13 protein-coding genes and 1 tRNA gene are annotated in these 16787 nt (G+C 63.3%); all 14 read left to right on the top strand.

Features of this window, described 5'->3' with window-relative positions; all coding sequences use genetic code 11:
• Positions 1–141: EF-Tu C-terminal domain-related protein (locus AC5P78_RS20850; RefSeq protein WP_487247787.1), on the top strand; the 141-nt coding region annotated here is incomplete at its 5' end.
• Between the two features lie 103 nt (positions 142–244).
• Positions 245–320, top strand: a tRNA-Trp gene (locus tag AC5P78_RS20845).
• A gap of 49 nt (positions 321–369) precedes the next feature.
• Positions 370–783, top strand: a complete 414-nt coding sequence (gene secE, locus AC5P78_RS20840; protein ID WP_005408202.1) for a preprotein translocase subunit SecE — start codon at positions 370–372, stop codon at positions 781–783.
• Positions 784–793: 10 nt separating this feature from the next.
• The gene (gene nusG / locus AC5P78_RS20835) at positions 794–1354 is read left to right on the top strand and encodes a transcription termination/antitermination protein NusG (protein WP_004154362.1); all 561 of its coding nucleotides are present in this window, start codon (positions 794–796) and stop codon (positions 1352–1354) included.
• A gap of 286 nt (positions 1355–1640) precedes the next feature.
• Entirely contained in the window at positions 1641–2069 is a 429-nt protein-coding gene (rplK, locus tag AC5P78_RS20830; RefSeq protein ID WP_004145248.1) for a 50S ribosomal protein L11, read from the top strand.
• Between the two features lie 4 nt (positions 2070–2073).
• Positions 2074–2772 carry a 50S ribosomal protein L1 gene (gene rplA, locus AC5P78_RS20825; protein WP_004154350.1) on the top strand — a complete coding sequence of 233 codons (699 nt, stop codon included), beginning with the start codon at positions 2074–2076 and terminating at the stop codon, positions 2770–2772.
• A 383-nt stretch (positions 2773–3155) separates the two neighbouring features.
• Positions 3156–3692 carry a 50S ribosomal protein L10 gene (gene rplJ, locus AC5P78_RS20820; protein WP_005408203.1) on the top strand — a complete coding sequence of 179 codons (537 nt, stop codon included), beginning with the start codon at positions 3156–3158 and terminating at the stop codon, positions 3690–3692.
• Between the two features lie 63 nt (positions 3693–3755).
• Complete coding sequence (rplL, locus tag AC5P78_RS20815) at positions 3756–4124, top strand: 50S ribosomal protein L7/L12 (RefSeq protein ID WP_005408204.1); 369 nt, start codon at positions 3756–3758, stop codon at positions 4122–4124.
• A 363-nt stretch (positions 4125–4487) separates the two neighbouring features.
• On the top strand, positions 4488–8642 hold the full coding sequence (gene rpoB / locus AC5P78_RS20810) for a DNA-directed RNA polymerase subunit beta (RefSeq protein WP_005408205.1): 4155 nt from the start codon (positions 4488–4490) through the stop codon (positions 8640–8642).
• 89 nt (positions 8643–8731) lie between these two features.
• The gene (gene rpoC / locus AC5P78_RS20805) at positions 8732–12952 is read left to right on the top strand and encodes a DNA-directed RNA polymerase subunit beta' (RefSeq protein WP_414498406.1); all 4221 of its coding nucleotides are present in this window, start codon (positions 8732–8734) and stop codon (positions 12950–12952) included.
• Between the two features lie 324 nt (positions 12953–13276).
• Positions 13277–13651, top strand: a complete 375-nt coding sequence (rpsL, locus tag AC5P78_RS20800; RefSeq protein WP_004145320.1) for a 30S ribosomal protein S12 — start codon at positions 13277–13279, stop codon at positions 13649–13651.
• Positions 13652–13663: 12 nt separating this feature from the next.
• Positions 13664–14137 (top strand): 30S ribosomal protein S7, encoded by a 474-nt coding sequence (gene rpsG, locus AC5P78_RS20795; RefSeq protein ID WP_004145321.1) that lies wholly within the window; start codon positions 13664–13666, stop codon positions 14135–14137.
• A gap of 141 nt (positions 14138–14278) precedes the next feature.
• The gene (fusA, locus tag AC5P78_RS20790) at positions 14279–16420 is read left to right on the top strand and encodes an elongation factor G (RefSeq protein ID WP_012479235.1); all 2142 of its coding nucleotides are present in this window, start codon (positions 14279–14281) and stop codon (positions 16418–16420) included.
• Between the two features lie 52 nt (positions 16421–16472).
• Positions 16473–16787, top strand: a 315-nt coding sequence (locus AC5P78_RS20785; RefSeq protein ID WP_258010329.1) for a GTP-binding protein, incomplete at its 3' end; no start/stop codon positions are given.

Here is a 16787-nt window from a genome sequence, read left to right as displayed (position 1 = left end):
GAAATGGTGATGCCGGGTGACAACGTCAAGATGGTCGTCACCCTGATCAACCCGGTGGCAATGGACGAAGGCCTGCGCTTCGCCATCCGCGAAGGCGGCCGTACCGTCGGCGCCGGCGTGGTCTCGAAGATCATCGAGTAAGCCTGCAGTGCCGGTGGTTGCATAGCGCCGCCGGTTACGCGAATGGCGGGCCGGGAACCTCGGTCCGCCTTCGCCGTCTAAGGGAAGGCAAGTTTCAACACGTACGCCAGTAGCTCAATTGGCAGAGCAGCGGTCTCCAAAACCGCAGGTTGGGGGTTCGAGTCCCTCCTGGCGTGCCATCTGCCCACCTTATCCAGCGGCCTGGGCCGCTAAAGCAGACACAGCCGGATGAATAGCAAGATCGAACATTCCAAGGACAACTCCGCCAACGGCGGGGATATCGTCAAGTACGTCGCCGCATCGCTGCTGGTGCTGGCCGGTCTGTTCGTCTGGTTCTGGTTCTCCGCCGACTCCGGTCGCGCCACCCAGCTGGGTGCGTGGGCGGGTCAGCTGCGTGCGTTGGCGGTCGTGGTCGGTCTGGTTGGCGGTATCGGCGTGTTCATGCTGACCGGCAAGGGGCGCGACACCCGCGAATTCCTCTCCGAGTCGCGCTTCGAACTGCGCAAGGTGGTCTGGCCGACGCGCCAGGAAGCCATCCGCATGACCTGGGTCGTGATGGTGGTGGTGACCATTCTCAGTCTGTTGCTGGGTGGGTTCGATTACGTCATTCAGTGGCTGGTTCAGTTGTTCCTGAGCCGCTAAGGAGAATTGCATGAAGCGTTGGTACGTCGTTCACGCCTATTCGGGCTTCGAGAAGTCGGTGGCGCAGGCTCTGCGCGATCGCATCGTCCGTGACGGCATGGAAGAGCGCTTCGGCGATGTCCTGGTCCCGACCGAAGAAGTGGTCGAGATGCGCGCTGGCCAGAAGCGCCGCTCCGAGCGCAAGTTTTTCCCGGGTTACGTGCTGGTCCAGATCGAGACCCACGAAGAAGCCGGTATTCCGCGCATCGACAACGAAAGCTGGCACCTGGTCAAGGAAACCCCGCGCGTGATGGGCTTCATCGGCGGCACCGCCGACCGTCCGCTGCCGATTGCCGATTCCGAGGCCGAAGCCATCCTGAACCGCGTTCAGGAAGGTGTCGAGAAGCCGCGTCCGAAGGTGCTGTTCGAGCCGGGCCAGATGGTCCGCGTCACCGACGGCCCGTTCAACGATTTCAATGGCGTCGTCGAAGAGGTCAACTACGAGAAGAGCCGTCTGCGCGTCTCGGTGCTGATCTTCGGTCGTGCCACTCCGGTCGAACTCGAGTTCGGCCAGGTCGAAAAGGCCGTCTGATCCAGCTGTAGAGTCGAGCTTGCTCGACTTTGCTGATCGGTCGAGCAAGCTCGACTCTATGGAACCAGGAACCGGGCCTTGCCCGGTTTCGTCCGTTTATATGCTGCTTCAGGCATGTGAAGAAAAAACCTGATATAGTGCGCGGCTCCCCGCTGGGAAGCCAGCAGGACGAGGCCGCCGCAAGGTGGCCTTCAGCATGATTTCAAAACGCGATGCCGGGACGCGTGATTCCCGGTCCGATGGGGAGCCTGTTGTCGAAAGGCGCTAGCACCCGGAGAGTACTCACATGGCAAAGAAAGTTGTCGGTTACATCAAGCTGCAGGTGAAGGCCGGTCAGGCCAACCCCTCGCCGCCGGTCGGTCCTGCGCTGGGTCAGCGCGGTCTGAACATCATGGAATTCTGCAAGGCGTTCAACGCTGCCACGCAGAAGCTCGAGCCGGGTCTGCCGGTTCCGGTGATCATCACGGCCTACTCGGACCGTACGTTCACCTTCATCACCAAGAGCACCCCGGCCACCACCCTGCTGAAGAAGGCCGCTGGCATCTCGTCGGGCTCCAAGCGCCCGAACACCGAGAAGGTCGGCAAGGTCACCCGTAAGCAGCTGGAAGAGATCGCCAAGGCGAAGGAACCGGATCTGACTGCCGCCGATCTGGACGCCGCCGTGCGTACCATCGCTGGCTCTGCCCGTTCCATGGGCCTCGTGGTGGAGGGTTAATAAGATGGCACAGACCAAGCGTGAGAAGGCCATCAAGGCCGCCGTCGTTCCGGGCAAGGCATACGCCTTCGAGGACGCGATCAACATCCTGAAGAGCGCCACCAAGGCCAAGTTCGTCGAGTCGATCGACGTCGCTGTGCGCCTGGGCGTCGATGCGAAGAAGTCCGACCAGCAGGTTCGTGGCTCCACCGTGCTGCCGGCCGGTACCGGCAAGTCGGTCCGCGTCGCCGTGTTCGCTCCGGCCGGTGCCAAGGCTGATGAAGCCCTGGCCGCTGGCGCCGAAGCCGTCGGTATGGATGATCTGGCCGAGAAGATGCAGGCCGGCGATCTGAACTACGACGTCGTCATCGCGACCCCGGACGCCATGCGCGTCGTCGGTAAGCTGGGCACCGTGCTGGGTCCGCGCGGCCTGATGCCGAACCCGAAGGTCGGCACCGTTTCCCCGAACCCGGGTGAAGCCGTGAAGAACGCCAAGTCGGGTCAGGTCCGTTACCGCACCGACAAGGCCGGCATCATCCACTGCACCATCGGCAAGGCCGACTTCGCCGAAGACGCGCTGAAGTCGAACCTGACCGCGCTGCTGCTTGACCTGATCAAGGCCAAGCCGGCCACCTCGAAGGGCACCTACCTGCAGAAGGTTTCGGTCAGCTCGACGATGGGCCCGGGCGTCACCGTCGACCAGTCGTCGCTGACCCTGAAGTAATTGTTTCAAGCGGTCACGGTACCTTCGGTGCCGTGACCGTGACATTTGAAGGCATCGTTGGCAGTGCATCGCCCGCGGTAGCCGTCAAAGACCGCAGGCGCGGTCGTGGCAATACCGGCGACGGGCACGGAAGCTCGATCTGGCAAGGAGTCGCCGCCGGAGCAGTCATGAGCGCTTAATCGATTCCCCGGAATCACCCTGCGTAGATGGTGCCCTTCTGGAGTTTTTCTGGTTCACGCACGTCTGGGATTTCCCTGATTGCCTCCAGGTCTGGAACGGCCCACCCCCGGAACATCATCCCGATGTTCCCGGCGTCCAGGACGGATGCCGCACAGGACCGCACACGGCAGGAGCCGTAAGCGGAGTTCAATAGGAGGAGTGCAATGGCTCTCAATCTGTCCCAGAAGCAAGAAGTAGTCGCCGAGCTGGCAGACGTCGCCGCCAAGGCCCACTCCTTGATCGCAGCCGAATACGCTGGCACCACGGTCGCCCAGATGACCGCGATGCGCAAGCAGGCTCGTGAAACCGGTGTTTTCTTGAAGGTTGTCAAGAACACCCTGGCTTCGCGCGCCGTTGAAGGCACCGAGTTCGCAGTCGCCCAGGACCAGATGGTTGGTCCGCTGCTGTACGCGTTCTCGCTCGAGGAGCCCGGCGCTGCCGGTCGCCTGATCAAGGAAGCCGCCAAGGGCAACGACAAGCTGAAGGCTAAGGTCGTCGCCATCGGTGGCGAAGTGTTCCCGGCAAGCCACGTCGACGTGCTGGCCTCGCTGCCGACCCGCGACCAGGCCCTGGCCATGCTGGCCCGCGTCCTGACCGAGCCGGTCACGATGTTTGCCCGCGCCATCAAGGCCGTTGGCGAGAAGCAGGGTGGTGGCGACGTCGCCGCCGACGCTGCCGAACCGGCCGCCGAGACCGCCTGAGTTTCGACTTACCGTGGTTCCTGACGGAACCTCAACCCAGAAAATCATCCAAAGGTATTAATCATGTCCCTTACCAACGAACAGATCGTCGACGCCATCGCCGAGAAGTCCCTGATGGAAGTGATGGAGCTGGTCAAGGCCATCGAAGAGAAGTTCGGCGTCTCCGCCGCTGCTCCGGTTGCCGTGGCTGCTGCCGCTGGCCCGGCCGCTGCTGTTGAAGAGCAGACCGAGTTCACCGTCACCCTGAAGTCGGCCGGCGACAAGAAGGTCGAAGTCATCAAGGCCGTCCGCGCCATCACCGGCCTGGGCCTGAAGGAAGCGAAGGACCTGGCCGAAGCCGGTGGCGTCCTGAAGGAAGGCGCTTCGAAGGAAGACGCCGAGAAGATGAAGAAGGACCTGGAAGCTGCTGGCGCGACTGTCGAAGTCAAGTAAGCAGTTACCTTGCATCGTCACCGATTCACGGCGATGCAGCCAAGGCTGGGGGCGTAAGCCCCCGGCCTTTGGTCGTTGTTGCGGTGTCGGTAGAGTCGACTGTTGGTCGACTGCTGTGAAGGAAGTCGACTAACAGTCGACTCTACCGTTTCAAATGCAGCAAAAAGCCCAACACGGGCTGCAGTCAAACCCCGCCGGCCAGCGCAGTGCGCGGCAGCAGGGGCGTGGTAGCAGACGAGTTGGCAGTTGGAAGTAGCGGGAGAAGGCGTGCTGGTGCCGGCAATACCAGCGACTTCCAACTGACAATTTCAAGTTCCCTTCGGATCGTGGGCGCACGATCCGCACAACAAGGTGGAAGACCTCATGACGTCCTATTCGTTCACCGAAAAAAAGCGTATCCGCAAGGATTTCGGCAAGCAGCGCTCGATTCTCGAAGTGCCGTTCCTGCTCGCCATCCAGGTGGATTCCTATCGTGAATTCCTGCAGGAAAACGTCGATCCGGCCAAGCGCACGGACCACGGCCTGCACGCTGCGCTGAAGTCGGTCTTCCCGATCGCCAGCTACAGCGGCAACGCTGCCCTGGAATACGTCGGCTACAAGCTGGGCGAACCGGTCTTCGACGAGCGCGAGTGCCGCCAGCGTGGCATGAGCTACGGCGCCCCGCTGCGCGTGACCGTGCGCCTGGTGATCTACGACCGTGAGTCGTCGACCAAGGCCATCAAGTACGTGAAGGAGCAGGAGGTCTATCTGGGCGAAATCCCGCTGATGACCGAGAACGGCACCTTCATCGTCAACGGCACCGAGCGCGTCATCGTCTCGCAGCTGCACCGCTCGCCGGGCGTGTTCTTCGACCACGACCGTGGCAAGACCCACAGCTCGGGCAAGCTGCTGTACAGCGCCCGCATCATTCCTTACCGCGGCTCCTGGCTAGACTTCGAGTTCGACCCGAAGGACGCGCTGTTCACCCGTATCGACCGTCGCCGCAAGCTGCCGGTGTCGATCCTGCTGCGCGCGCTCGGCTACAGCAACGAAGAGATGCTGGCCGAGTTCTTCGAGATCAACACCTTCCACATCAACCCGGATGAAGGCGTCCAGCTGGAGCTGGTGCCGGAGCGCCTGCGTGGCGAAACCCTGGGCTTCGACCTCGCCGACGGCGACAAGGTCATCGTGGAAGCCGGCAAGCGCATCACCGCGCGCCACATCAAGCAGCTGGAAGCCTCGGGCATCGCCGCCCTGGCCGTGCCGGACGACTACATCGTCGGCCGCATCCTGTCGCACGACGTGGTTGACGCCTCGACCGGCGAACTGCTGGCCCAGGCCAATGACGAGATCACCGACGAGCAGCTGCAGGCCTTCCGCAAGGCCGGTGTGGATGCCGTGGGCACCCTGTGGGTGAACGATCTGGATCGTGGCCCGTACCTGTCCAACACCCTGCGCATCGACCCGACCAAGACCCAGCTGGAAGCCCTGGTCGAGATCTACCGCATGATGCGTCCGGGCGAGCCGCCGACCAAGGACGCTGCGCAGAACCTGTTCCACAACCTGTTCTTCACCTTCGAGCGCTACGACCTGTCCGCGGTCGGCCGCATGAAGTTCAACCGTCGCGTGGGCCGCAAGGAAACCACCGGCGAAGCCGTGCTGTACGACAGCAAGTACTTCGGTGAGCGCAACGACGAAGAGTCCAAGCGCCTGGTCGCCGCCCACGGCGACAGCTCCGACATCCTGGACGTGATCAAGGTCCTGACCGAGATCCGCAACGGTCGCGGCGTGGTCGACGATATCGACCACCTGGGCAACCGTCGCGTGCGTTCGGTCGGCGAAATGGCCGAAAACGTGTTCCGCGTCGGCCTGGTCCGCGTCGAGCGCGCGGTCAAGGAGCGCCTGTCGATGGCCGAGTCCGAAGGCCTGACCCCGCAGGAGCTGATCAACGCCAAGCCGGTTGCCGCTGCCATCAAGGAGTTCTTCGGCTCCTCGCAGCTGTCGCAGTTCATGGACCAGAACAACCCGCTGTCGGAAGTGACCCACAAGCGTCGCGTCTCGGCCCTGGGCCCGGGCGGCCTGACCCGTGAGCGCGCCGGCTTCGAAGTGCGCGACGTGCACCCGACCCATTACGGCCGCGTCTGCACCATCGAAACCCCGGAAGGCCCGAACATCGGCCTGATCAATTCGCTGGCCGTGTACGCCCGCACCAACCAGTACGGTTTCCTTGAGACTCCGTACCGCAAGGTCGTGGACGGCAAGGTCTATGACGAAGTCGAGTTCCTGTCGGCGATTGAAGAAAACGAGTACGTCATTGCGCAGGCCAACGCGCTGACCGACGCCAAGGGCACCCTGACCGAGCAGTTCGTTCCGTGCCGCTTCCAGGGCGAATCGCTGCTGAAGCCGCCGGCGGAAGTCCACTTCATGGACGTCTCGCCGATGCAGACCGTGTCGATCGCGGCCGCGCTGGTTCCGTTCCTGGAGCACGATGACGCGAACCGCGCACTGATGGGCGCCAACATGCAGCGTCAGGCGGTGCCGACCCTGCGTGCGCAGAAGCCGCTGGTCGGTACCGGCATCGAGCGCGCCGTGGCGCGTGACTCCGGTGTGACCGTGAACGCCCGCCGTGGTGGCGAGATCGTGCAGATCGACGCGGCCCGCATCGTGGTCAAGGTCAACGAGGAAGAGATCGTTGGCGCTACCGATGCAGGCGTGGACATCTACAACCTGGTCAAGTACACCCGTTCGAACCAGAACACCTGCATCAACCAGCGTCCGCTGGTCCAGGTGGGTGACGTCATCGCCCGCGGCGACGTGCTGGCCGACGGTCCGTCCACCGACATCGGCGAACTGGCCCTGGGCCAGAACATGCTGATCGCGTTCATGCCGTGGAACGGCTACAACTTCGAAGACTCCATCCTGCTCTCCGAGCGCGTGGTGGAAGAGGATCGTTACACCACGATCCACATCGAAGAGCTGACCTGCGTCGCGCGTGACACCAAGCTGGGGCCGGAGGAAATCTCCGCCGACATCCCGAACGTCTCCGAGCAGGCGCTGAACCGCCTGGACGAGAGCGGCGTGGTGTACATCGGTGCGGAAGTTCGCGCCGGCGACATCATGGTCGGCAAGGTCACCCCGAAGGGCGAAAGCCAGCTGACCCCGGAAGAGAAGCTGCTGCGCGCGATCTTCGGCGAGAAGGCTTCGGACGTTAAGGACAGCTCGCTGCGCGTTCCGCCGGGCATGGACGGCACCGTCATCGACGTGCAGGTCTTCACCCGCGACGGCATCGAGAAGGACAAGCGCGCCCGCCAGATCGAAGAGTCTGAAATCAAGCGCGTCAAGAAGGACTTCGACGACCAGTTCCGCATCCTGGAAGCCGCCATCTACATGCGTCTGCGTTCGCAGATCGTGGGCAAGGTGGTCAACGGTGGCGCTGGCCTGAAGAAGGGTGACGTGATCACCGACGCCTTCCTGGACGGCCTGAAGAAGGCTGACTGGTTCGCCCTGCGCATGAAGGACGAGGACGCTTCGGAAGCCATCGAGCGCGCGCAGAAGCAGATCCAGGCGCACGAGAAGGAATTCGAGCGTCGCTTCGCCGACAAGCGCGGCAAGATCACCGCCGGTGACGACCTCGCCCCGGGCGTGCTGAAGATGGTCAAGGTGTTCCTGGCCGTGAAGCGCCGCATCCAGCCGGGCGACAAGATGGCAGGCCGCCACGGCAACAAGGGTGTGGTCTCCAACGTGGTGCCGGTCGAGGACATGCCGTACATGGCCTCGGGCGAAACCGTGGACATCGTGCTGAACCCGCTGGGCGTGCCGTCGCGTATGAACATCGGCCAGATCCTGGAAGTGCACCTGGGCTGGGCGGCCAAGGGCCTGGGCCGCAAGATCCAGGCGATGATGGAAGCCCAGGCCGCCGTTGCCGACCTGCGCAAGTTCCTGGACGACATCTACAACCACGACGACACCAACGTGGCCAACCGCGTCGACCTGTCGCAGTTCAGCGACGAGGAGCTGCTGCGCCTGGCCCGTAACCTCACCGACGGCGTGCCGATGGCCACCCCGGTGTTCGACGGTGCCACCGAAGCGGAAATCAAGCGCATGCTGGAACTGGCCGACCTGCCGAGCAGTGGCCAGACCCAGCTGTACGACGGCCGCACCGGTGAAGCGTTCGATCGCCACACCACCGTCGGTTACATGCACTACCTGAAGCTGAACCACCTGGTCGACGACAAGATGCACGCCCGTTCGACCGGTCCGTACTCGCTCGTCACCCAGCAGCCGCTGGGCGGCAAGGCGCAGTTCGGCGGCCAGCGCTTCGGTGAAATGGAAGTCTGGGCGCTGGAAGCCTACGGCGCGGCCTACACCCTGCAGGAAATGCTGACGGTGAAGTCCGATGACGTGCAGGGCCGCAACCAGATGTACAAGAACATCGTCGACGGTGAGCACGAGATGGTCGCGGGCATGCCGGAATCCTTCAACGTGCTCGTGAAGGAAATCCGCTCGCTGGCCATCAACATGGAACTGGAAGACAACTGATCCATGCCGGCGCGGCGGTCAACGCCGCCGCGCCGCTGGCAGTGAACTGAAAGCCCATCGACACAGCATTCCTCCTTCTGGAGAACACCATGAAAGACCTGCTCAACCTCTTCAACCAGCAGCGCCAGACGCTGGACTTCGACGCGATCAAGATCGCGCTGGCTTCGCCGGACCTGATCCGTTCGTGGTCCTTCGGCGAAGTGAAGAAGCCGGAAACCATCAACTACCGTACCTTCAAGCCGGAACGCGACGGCCTGTTCTGTGCCGCCATCTTCGGCCCGGTGAAGGACTACGAGTGCCTGTGCGGCAAGTACAAGCGCATGAAGCACCGCGGCGTGGTCTGCGAAAAGTGCGGTACCGAAGTGACCCTGGCCAAGGTGCGCCGCGAGCGCATGGGCCACATCGACCTGGCCTCGCCGGTCGCGCACATCTGGTTCCTGAAGTCGCTGCCGTCGCGCATCGGCCTGATGCTGGACATGACCCTGCGCGACATCGAGCGCGTGCTGTACTTCGAAGCCTACGTGGTGACCGAGCCGGGCCTGACCGCCCTGGAGCGCCGCCAGCTGCTGACCGAGGAGCAGTACCTGCAGGCCCGCCAGGAGCACGGTGACGACTTCGACGCCGCGATGGGCGCCGAGGCCGTGTACGAACTGCTGCGCACGATCGACCTGCAGTCGGAAATGACCCGCCTGCGCGAGGAAATCGCCGCTACCGGTTCGGAAACCAAGCTCAAGCGCCTCACCAAGCGCATCAAGCTGATCGAAGCCTTCCTGGAATCGGGCAACCGTCCGGAATGGATGGTCATGACCGTGCTGCCGGTGCTGCCGCCGGACCTGCGTCCGCTGGTCCCGCTGGATGGCGGCCGCTTCGCGACCTCCGACCTGAACGACCTGTACCGCCGCGTCATCAACCGCAACAACCGCCTGCGCCGCCTGCTCGAACTGAGCGCGCCGGACATCATCGTGCGCAATGAAAAGCGCATGCTGCAGGAGTCGGTCGATGCGCTGCTGGACAACGGCCGTCGTGGCCGTGCCATCACCGGCACCAACAAGCGCCCGCTGAAGTCGCTGGCCGACATGATCAAGGGCAAGCAGGGTCGCTTCCGCCAGAACCTGCTCGGCAAGCGCGTCGACTACTCGGGCCGTTCGGTCATCGTGGTCGGCCCGTACCTGCGCCTGCACCAGTGCGGCCTGCCGAAGAAGATGGCGCTCGAGCTGTTCAAGCCGTTCGTCTTCGCCAAGCTGCAGCGTCGTGGCCTGGCCACCACCATCAAGGCCGCCAAGAAGCTGGTCGAGCGCGAAGAAGCCGAAGTCTGGGACATCCTGGAAGAGGTCATCCGCGAGCATCCGGTGATGCTGAACCGTGCGCCGACCCTGCACCGACTGGGCATCCAGGCGTTCGAGCCGGTGCTGATCGAAGGCAAGGCCATCCAGCTGCACCCGCTGGTCTGCACCGCGTTCAACGCCGACTTCGACGGTGACCAGATGGCCGTCCACGTGCCGCTCTCGCTGGAAGCCCAGCTGGAAGCGCGTGCGCTGATGATGTCGACCAACAACATCCTGTCGCCGGCCAACGGCGAGCCGATCATCGTGCCGTCGCAGGACGTCGTGCTGGGTCTGTACTACATGACCCGCTCGCTGGAAAACAAGAAGGGCGAGGGCATGGCCTTCGCCAACATCGCCGAAGTGAAGCGTGCCTACGACAACCGCGTGGTGGAACTGCACGCGCGCGTCAAGGTCCGCATCACCGAAGTGGTGACCGACGAAGACGGCAACAAGCAGAACAAGACCTCGATCGTGGACACCACGATCGGTCGCGCCCTGCTGGCTGAAATCCTGCCGGAAGGCCTGCCGTTCGCGCTGGCCAACACCGAGCTGACCAAGAAGAACATCAGCCGCCTGATCAACTCCAGCTACCGCCAGCTGGGCCTGAAGGACACGGTCGTGTTCGCCGACAAGCTGATGTACACCGGCTTCGCGTACGCGACCCGCGCCGGTGTCTCGATCGGCATCGACGACATGCTGATCCCGGACGAGAAGAAGGGCATCCTCACCGAGGCCGAAGCCGAAGTGCTGGAAATCCAGGAGCAGTACCAGTCGGGCCTGGTCACCGCCGGCGAGCGCTACAACAAGGTGGTCGACATCTGGTCGCGCACCAACGAGCGCATCGCCAAGGCGATGATGGACACCATCGGTACCGAGAAGGTGGTCAATGCCAAGGGTGAGACCATCGACCAGAAGTCGATGAACTCGCTGTACATCATGGCCGACTCCGGTGCGCGTGGTTCGCAGGCGCAGATCCGTCAGCTGGCCGGCATGCGTGGCCTGATGGCCCGCCCGGACGGCTCGATCATCGAGACGCCCATCAAGGCGAACTTCCGCGAAGGCCTGAACGTGCAGGAGTACTTCAACTCCACCCACGGTGCCCGTAAGGGTCTGGCCGATACCGCGCTGAAGACCGCGAACTCGGGTTACCTGACCCGTCGTCTGGTCGACGTGGCACAGGACGTGGTGATCACCGAGGTGGATTGCGGTACCACCGAAGGCCTGATCATGACCCCGATCGTGGAAGGCGGCGACGTGGTCGAGCCGCTGAAGGACCGCGTGCTGGGCCGCGTGGTTGCCGAGGACGTGTTCCTGCCGGGCAACGACGAAGATCCGATCGTCACCCGCAACACCCTGCTGGACGAAGCCTGGGTTGCCAAGCTGGAAGATGCCGGCGTGCAGACCATCAAGGTCCGCTCGACCATCTCCTGCGAATCGGCCTTCGGCGTCTGCTCGCGCTGCTACGGCCGCGACCTGGCCCGTGGCCACCTGGTCAACATCGGTGAAGCGGTCGGCGTCATCGCCGCCCAGTCCATCGGTGAGCCGGGTACCCAGCTGACCATGCGTACGTTCCACATCGGTGGTGCGGCGTCGCGAGCTGCTGCGGTCGACAACATCACCGTCAAGACCACCGGCTCGGTCAAGTTCAGCAACCTCAAGTCGGTCGAGCATGCCAACGGCTCGCTGGTGGCAGTGTCGCGCTCGGGCGAAATCTCGGTGCTCGATGCCCACGGCCGTGAGCGTGAACGTTACAAGCTGCCGTACGGTGCAACCATCACGTCCAAGGACGGTGATGCGATCAAGGCTGGCCAGACCGTGGCCAACTGGGATCCGCATAACCACCCGATCGTGTCGGAAGTGGCCGGCTTCATCCGCTTCATCGACTTCGTCGACGGCATCACCGTCATCGAGAAGACCGACGAGCTGACCGGCCTGGCGTCGCGCGAAATCACCGATCCGAAGCGTCGTGGTACCCAGGCCAAGGACCTGCGCCCGATCGTGCGCATCGTCGACGCCAAGGGCAACGACCTGTCGATTCCGGGCACCGACCTGCCGGCGCAGTACCTGCTGCCGCCGCGCTCGATCGTCAACCTGCAGGACGGCGCTGCCGTCGGCGTGGGTGACGTGGTCGCCAAGATCCCGCAGGAAGCGTCGAAGACCCGCGACATCACCGGTGGTCTGCCGCGCGTGGCCGATCTGTTCGAAGCGCGCAAGCCGAAGGATCCGGCGGTGCTGGCCGAGCGTTCGGGCATCATCAGCTTCGGCAAGGACACCAAGGGCAAGCAGCGCCTGATCATCAAGGACACCGATGGTTCGGAGCACGAAGAGCTGATCCCGAAGTACCGCCAGGTCATCGTGTTCGAAGGCGAGCATGTCACCAAGGGTGAAACCATCGTGGACGGCGAGCCGAGCCCGCAGGACATCCTGCGCCTGCTGGGTGTCGAACCGCTGGCCGCCTACCTGGTGAAGGAAATCCAGGACGTGTACCGCCTGCAGGGCGTGAAGATCAACGACAAGCACATCGAGGTGATCACCCGCCAGATGCTGCGCAAGGTCGAGATCACCGACCAGGGCAGCAGCAAGTTCCTGAACGGCGAACAGGTGGAGCGCCAGCGCGTTATCGAGGAGAATGCCCGCCTTGCAGCCCGCAATGAGCTGCCGGCGCACTTCGCTCCGGTCCTGCTGGGTATCACCAAGGCCTCGCTGGCGACCGAATCGTTCATCTCGGCCGCGTCGTTCCAGGAAACCACCCGCGTGCTGACCGAAGCGGCCGTCCGCGGCACCTCGGACAACCTGCGTGGCCTGAAGGAAAACGTCATCGTGGGTCGCCTGATTCCGGCCGGTACCGGCCTGGCGTACCACAGCAACCGCCGTCGCGGCGCTTCCGGCCTCACCGAGTCGGAAATGCAGACCCTTGCCGGCACCCCGGCCGCGGTCGAGGCACCGGTGGTTGAAGCCGAAGCTGAACAGGCCTCGGAAGACTGAAACACGGGTCCGGCCTCAGGGCCGGACCACCCGGGCGGGTAGAGTCGACTGTCAGTCGACTGCTATCTAGAGTCGACTGACAGTCGACTCTACCGGTGCAGGGCAGGGTGGACCGCTTGCGGTTCACCCCGCCAACCTGAACGGGGTACATGGAGGCCCCCCAGTAACGTTCCGGGATCAGGAACGGGCTTGACAGGAGGCGTTTGACTGCTTTCCTGGCAGGTTGCTACAATCGTCTGTCTCAGCAGGCCAGAATTTTGGCCTGCTTTAACATTTCCGCATCTCTGGCCGGATTTTCCGGCCACCAATCAGAAGAACCTACTGATGGCGACGATCAACCAGCTGGTCCGCAAGCCGCGGCAAGCGACCACCTACAAGAGTGCCTCGCCGGCGCTCGACAAGTGCCCGCAGCGCCGTGGCGTCTGCACCCGTGTCTACACCACCACCCCGAAGAAGCCGAACTCGGCTCTGCGCAAGGTTGCCAAGGTCCGCCTGACCAACCAGGAAGAAGTGATTTCCTACATCGGTGGTGAAGGCCACAACCTGCAGGAGCACTCCGTGGTCCTGATCCGCGGCGGTCGCGTCAAGGACCTGCCGGGTGTGCGTTACCACACCGTTCGTGGCTCGCTCGACGCCGCCGGCGTTGCCAAGCGTCGCCAGGCCCGTTCCAAGTACGGCGCCAAGCGTCCGAAGGCATAAGGAGAGAGCACTATGTCGCGTAAGGGTAATACTCCGCAGCGTTCCGTCCTGCCCGATCCGAAGCACGGAAGCGAAACCATCGCCCGCTTCATCAACATGGTCATGCAGAGCGGCAAGAAGTCCGTCGCCGAAAAGATCGTGTACGGCGCCATGGACGTGATCACCGAGAAGAACAGCAGCGCCAACGCCATTGAACTGGTGCAGAAGGCTCTGGACAACGTCGCTCCGGCGGTCGAAGTCAAGTCGCGCCGCGTCGGTGGTGCCACCTACCAGGTGCCGGTCGAAGTGCGTTCGTCGCGCAAGATGGCCCTGGCCATGCGCTGGCTGATCGACTCCGCGCGCAAGCGTGGTGAGAACACCATGCCGAAGAAGCTGGCTGCTGAACTGATCGACGCCTCGGAAAATCGTGGCGGCGCCATCAAGAAGCGCGAAGAAACCCACCGCATGGCCGAAGCCAACAAGGCATTCGCCCACTACCGCTGGTGAGTTTGACGGCCTTGTAAAACAGGCAGGGCAGCACCACTTCGGTGCGTGCTGCCTCGCGGTCCCAGAAGGACTGCGCCAATCCGAAGGCCGCCGAAAGGCGGCGTTCGGCCATCCGAAATCCAAGAAATCTGAGAGGCTCCCGTGGCCCGTTCCACTCCCATCGAGCGTTACCGTAACTTCGGCATCATGGCTCACATCGATGCCGGCAAGACCACCACGTCCGAGCGCATCCTGTTCTACACCGGCAAGAGCCACAAGATCGGTGAAGTGCATGACGGCGCCGCCACCATGGACTGGATGGAGCAGGAGCAGGAGCGTGGCATCACGATCCAGTCCGCTGCCACCACCGCGTTCTGGAAGGGCATGGACAAGTCCCTGCCGGAGCACCGCTTCAACATCATCGACACCCCCGGGCACGTCGACTTCACCATCGAAGTGGAGCGCTCGCTGCGCGTGCTCGACGGTGCCGTCTTCGTCCTGTGCGCCGTCGGTGGCGTGCAGCCGCAGTCGGAAACCGTGTGGCGCCAGGCCAACAAGTACCACGTGCCGCGCATCGCGTTCGTCAACAAGATGGACCGCACCGGTGCCAACTTCCAGAAGGTCGTCGGCCAGCTGAAGGCCAAGCTGGGCGCGGTTGCCGTGCCGATGCAGCTGCCGATCGGCGCTGAAGACAACTTCAAGGGCGTCGTCGACCTGCTGAAGATGAAGGCCATCCACTGGGATGAGGCTTCGCAGGGCATGAAGTTCGAGTACAGCGACATCCCGGCCGATCTGCAGGCGGCTGCGGAAGAGGCTCGCCAGTTCATGGTCGAGACCGCTGCCGAAGCCAGCGAAGAGCTGATGGAAAAGTACCTGGGCGGCGAAGAGCTGGCCGAGGCCGAAATCATCAACGCGCTGCGTACCCGCACCCTGGCCACCGAGATCGTGCCGATGTACTGCGGCTCGGCCTTCAAGAACAAGGGTGTGCAGGCCATGCTGGACGGCGTGATCCAGCTGCTGCCGTCGCCGGTCGACGTGCCGGACGTGAAGGGCGTGGACGTTGACGACGACACCGTCGAAATGACCCGCAAGTCGGACGACAAGGCTCCGTTCTCGTCGCTGGCCTTCAAGATCATCACCGACCCGTTCGTCGGCGCGCTGACCTTCTTCCGTGTCTACTCGGGCACCCTGAACGGTGGCGACACCGTGCTGAACTCGGTGAAGGGCAAGAAGGAGCGCATCGGCCGCATCCTGCAGATGCACTCGAACAACCGCGAGGAAATCAAGGAAGTTCTGGCCGGTGACATCGCCGCTGCCGTGGGCCTGAAGGACACCACCACCGGTGACACCCTGTGCGCCGTGGACGCCCCGATCATCCTGGAGCGCATGACGTTCCCGGAGCCGGTGATCTCGATGGCCGTCGAGCCGAAGACCAAGTCGGACCAGGAAAAGATGGGTCTGGCCCTGGGCCGTCTGGCGCAGGAAGATCCGTCGTTCCGCGTCAAGACCGACGAAGAATCCGGCCAGACCATCATCTCGGGCATGGGCGAGCTGCACCTGGACATCATCGTCGACCGCCTGAAGCGCGAGTTCAACGTTGAAGCCAACGTCGGCGCGCCGCAGGTGGCCTACCGCGAAACCATCACCCTGGCCGACGTCAAGTCGGACTACAAGCACGCCAAGCAGTCCGGTGGTAAGGGTCAGTACGGTCACGTCGTGATCGAACTGTCGCCGATCACCGCTGCCGACCGTGCCGATCCGAAGCTGGCTCCGGCCATCAAGGACGACTTCCTGTTCATCAACGACATCACCGGCGGCGTGATCCCGAAGGAATTCATTCCGTCGGTTGAAAAGGGTTTGCGCGAAACCATCACCAGCGGTCCGCTGGCTGGCTTCCCGGTCGTGGACGTCAAGGTGAAGCTGGTGTTCGGTTCGTACCACGACGTCGACTCCTCGGAAATGGCGTTCAAGCTGGCTTCGTCGATGGCCTTCAAGCAGGGCTTCGCCAAGGCCAAGCCGGTGCTGCTGGAGCCGATCATGAAGGTCGAGATCGTGACCCCGGAGGATTACCAGGGTGACGTGATGGGCGACGTCAGCCGTCGTCGCGGCGTGCTGCAGGGTTCCGACACCACCGGTGACGGTTCGGCCAGCATCATCAACGCGATGATCCCGCTGGGTGAAATGTTCGGCTACGCCACTGCGCTGCGTTCGCAGACCCAGGGCCGCGCCACCTTCACCATGGAATTCGATCACTACGAGCCGGCTCCGACCAACATCGCCGAAGCCGTCATGAAGAAGGGCTGAGCCTCGCTCAGCCTCTCTTGAAACCACTTACGAACAATCAAGGTATAGAACAATGGCAAAGGGTAAGTTCGAGCGCACCAAGCCGCACGTCAACGTCGGCACCATCGGTCACGTCGATCACGGCAAGACCACGCTGACCGCCGCACTGACCAAGATCGGTGCCGAGCGCTTCGGTGGCGAGTTCAAGGATTACTCCTCGATCGACGCCGCTCCGGAAGAAAAGGCGCGTGGTATCACGATCTCGACCGCGCACGTCGAATACGAATCCCCGGTCCGTCACTACGCCCACGTCGATTGCCCGGGCCATGCTGACTACGTCAAGAACATGATCACCGGTGCCGCCCAGATGGACGGCGCGATCCTGGTG

This window comes from Stenotrophomonas sp. YJH_SMC_133 (assembly GCF_059370655.1).
The sequence above is the reverse complement of the archived record's forward strand: the minus strand, read 5'-3'. Positions and strand labels throughout refer to the sequence as shown.

Bases quoted from the DNA above. Each gene is read 5' to 3' on its own strand.
- secE (WP_005408202.1), top strand. From the start codon at position 370: ATGAATAGCAAGATCGAACATTCCAAGGACAACTCCGCCAACGGCGGG.
- nusG (WP_004154362.1), top strand. From the start codon at position 794: ATGAAGCGTTGGTACGTCGTTCACGCCTATTCGGGCTTCGAGAAGTCG.
- rplK (WP_004145248.1), top strand. From the start codon at position 1,641: ATGGCAAAGAAAGTTGTCGGTTACATCAAGCTGCAGGTGAAGGCCGGT.
- rplA (WP_004154350.1), top strand. From the start codon at position 2,074: ATGGCACAGACCAAGCGTGAGAAGGCCATCAAGGCCGCCGTCGTTCCG.
- rplJ (WP_005408203.1), top strand. From the start codon at position 3,156: ATGGCTCTCAATCTGTCCCAGAAGCAAGAAGTAGTCGCCGAGCTGGCA.
- rplL (WP_005408204.1), top strand. From the start codon at position 3,756: ATGTCCCTTACCAACGAACAGATCGTCGACGCCATCGCCGAGAAGTCC.
- rpoB (WP_005408205.1), top strand. From the start codon at position 4,488: ATGACGTCCTATTCGTTCACCGAAAAAAAGCGTATCCGCAAGGATTTC.
- rpoC (WP_414498406.1), top strand. From the start codon at position 8,732: ATGAAAGACCTGCTCAACCTCTTCAACCAGCAGCGCCAGACGCTGGAC.
- rpsL (WP_004145320.1), top strand. From the start codon at position 13,277: ATGGCGACGATCAACCAGCTGGTCCGCAAGCCGCGGCAAGCGACCACC.
- rpsG (WP_004145321.1), top strand. From the start codon at position 13,664: ATGTCGCGTAAGGGTAATACTCCGCAGCGTTCCGTCCTGCCCGATCCG.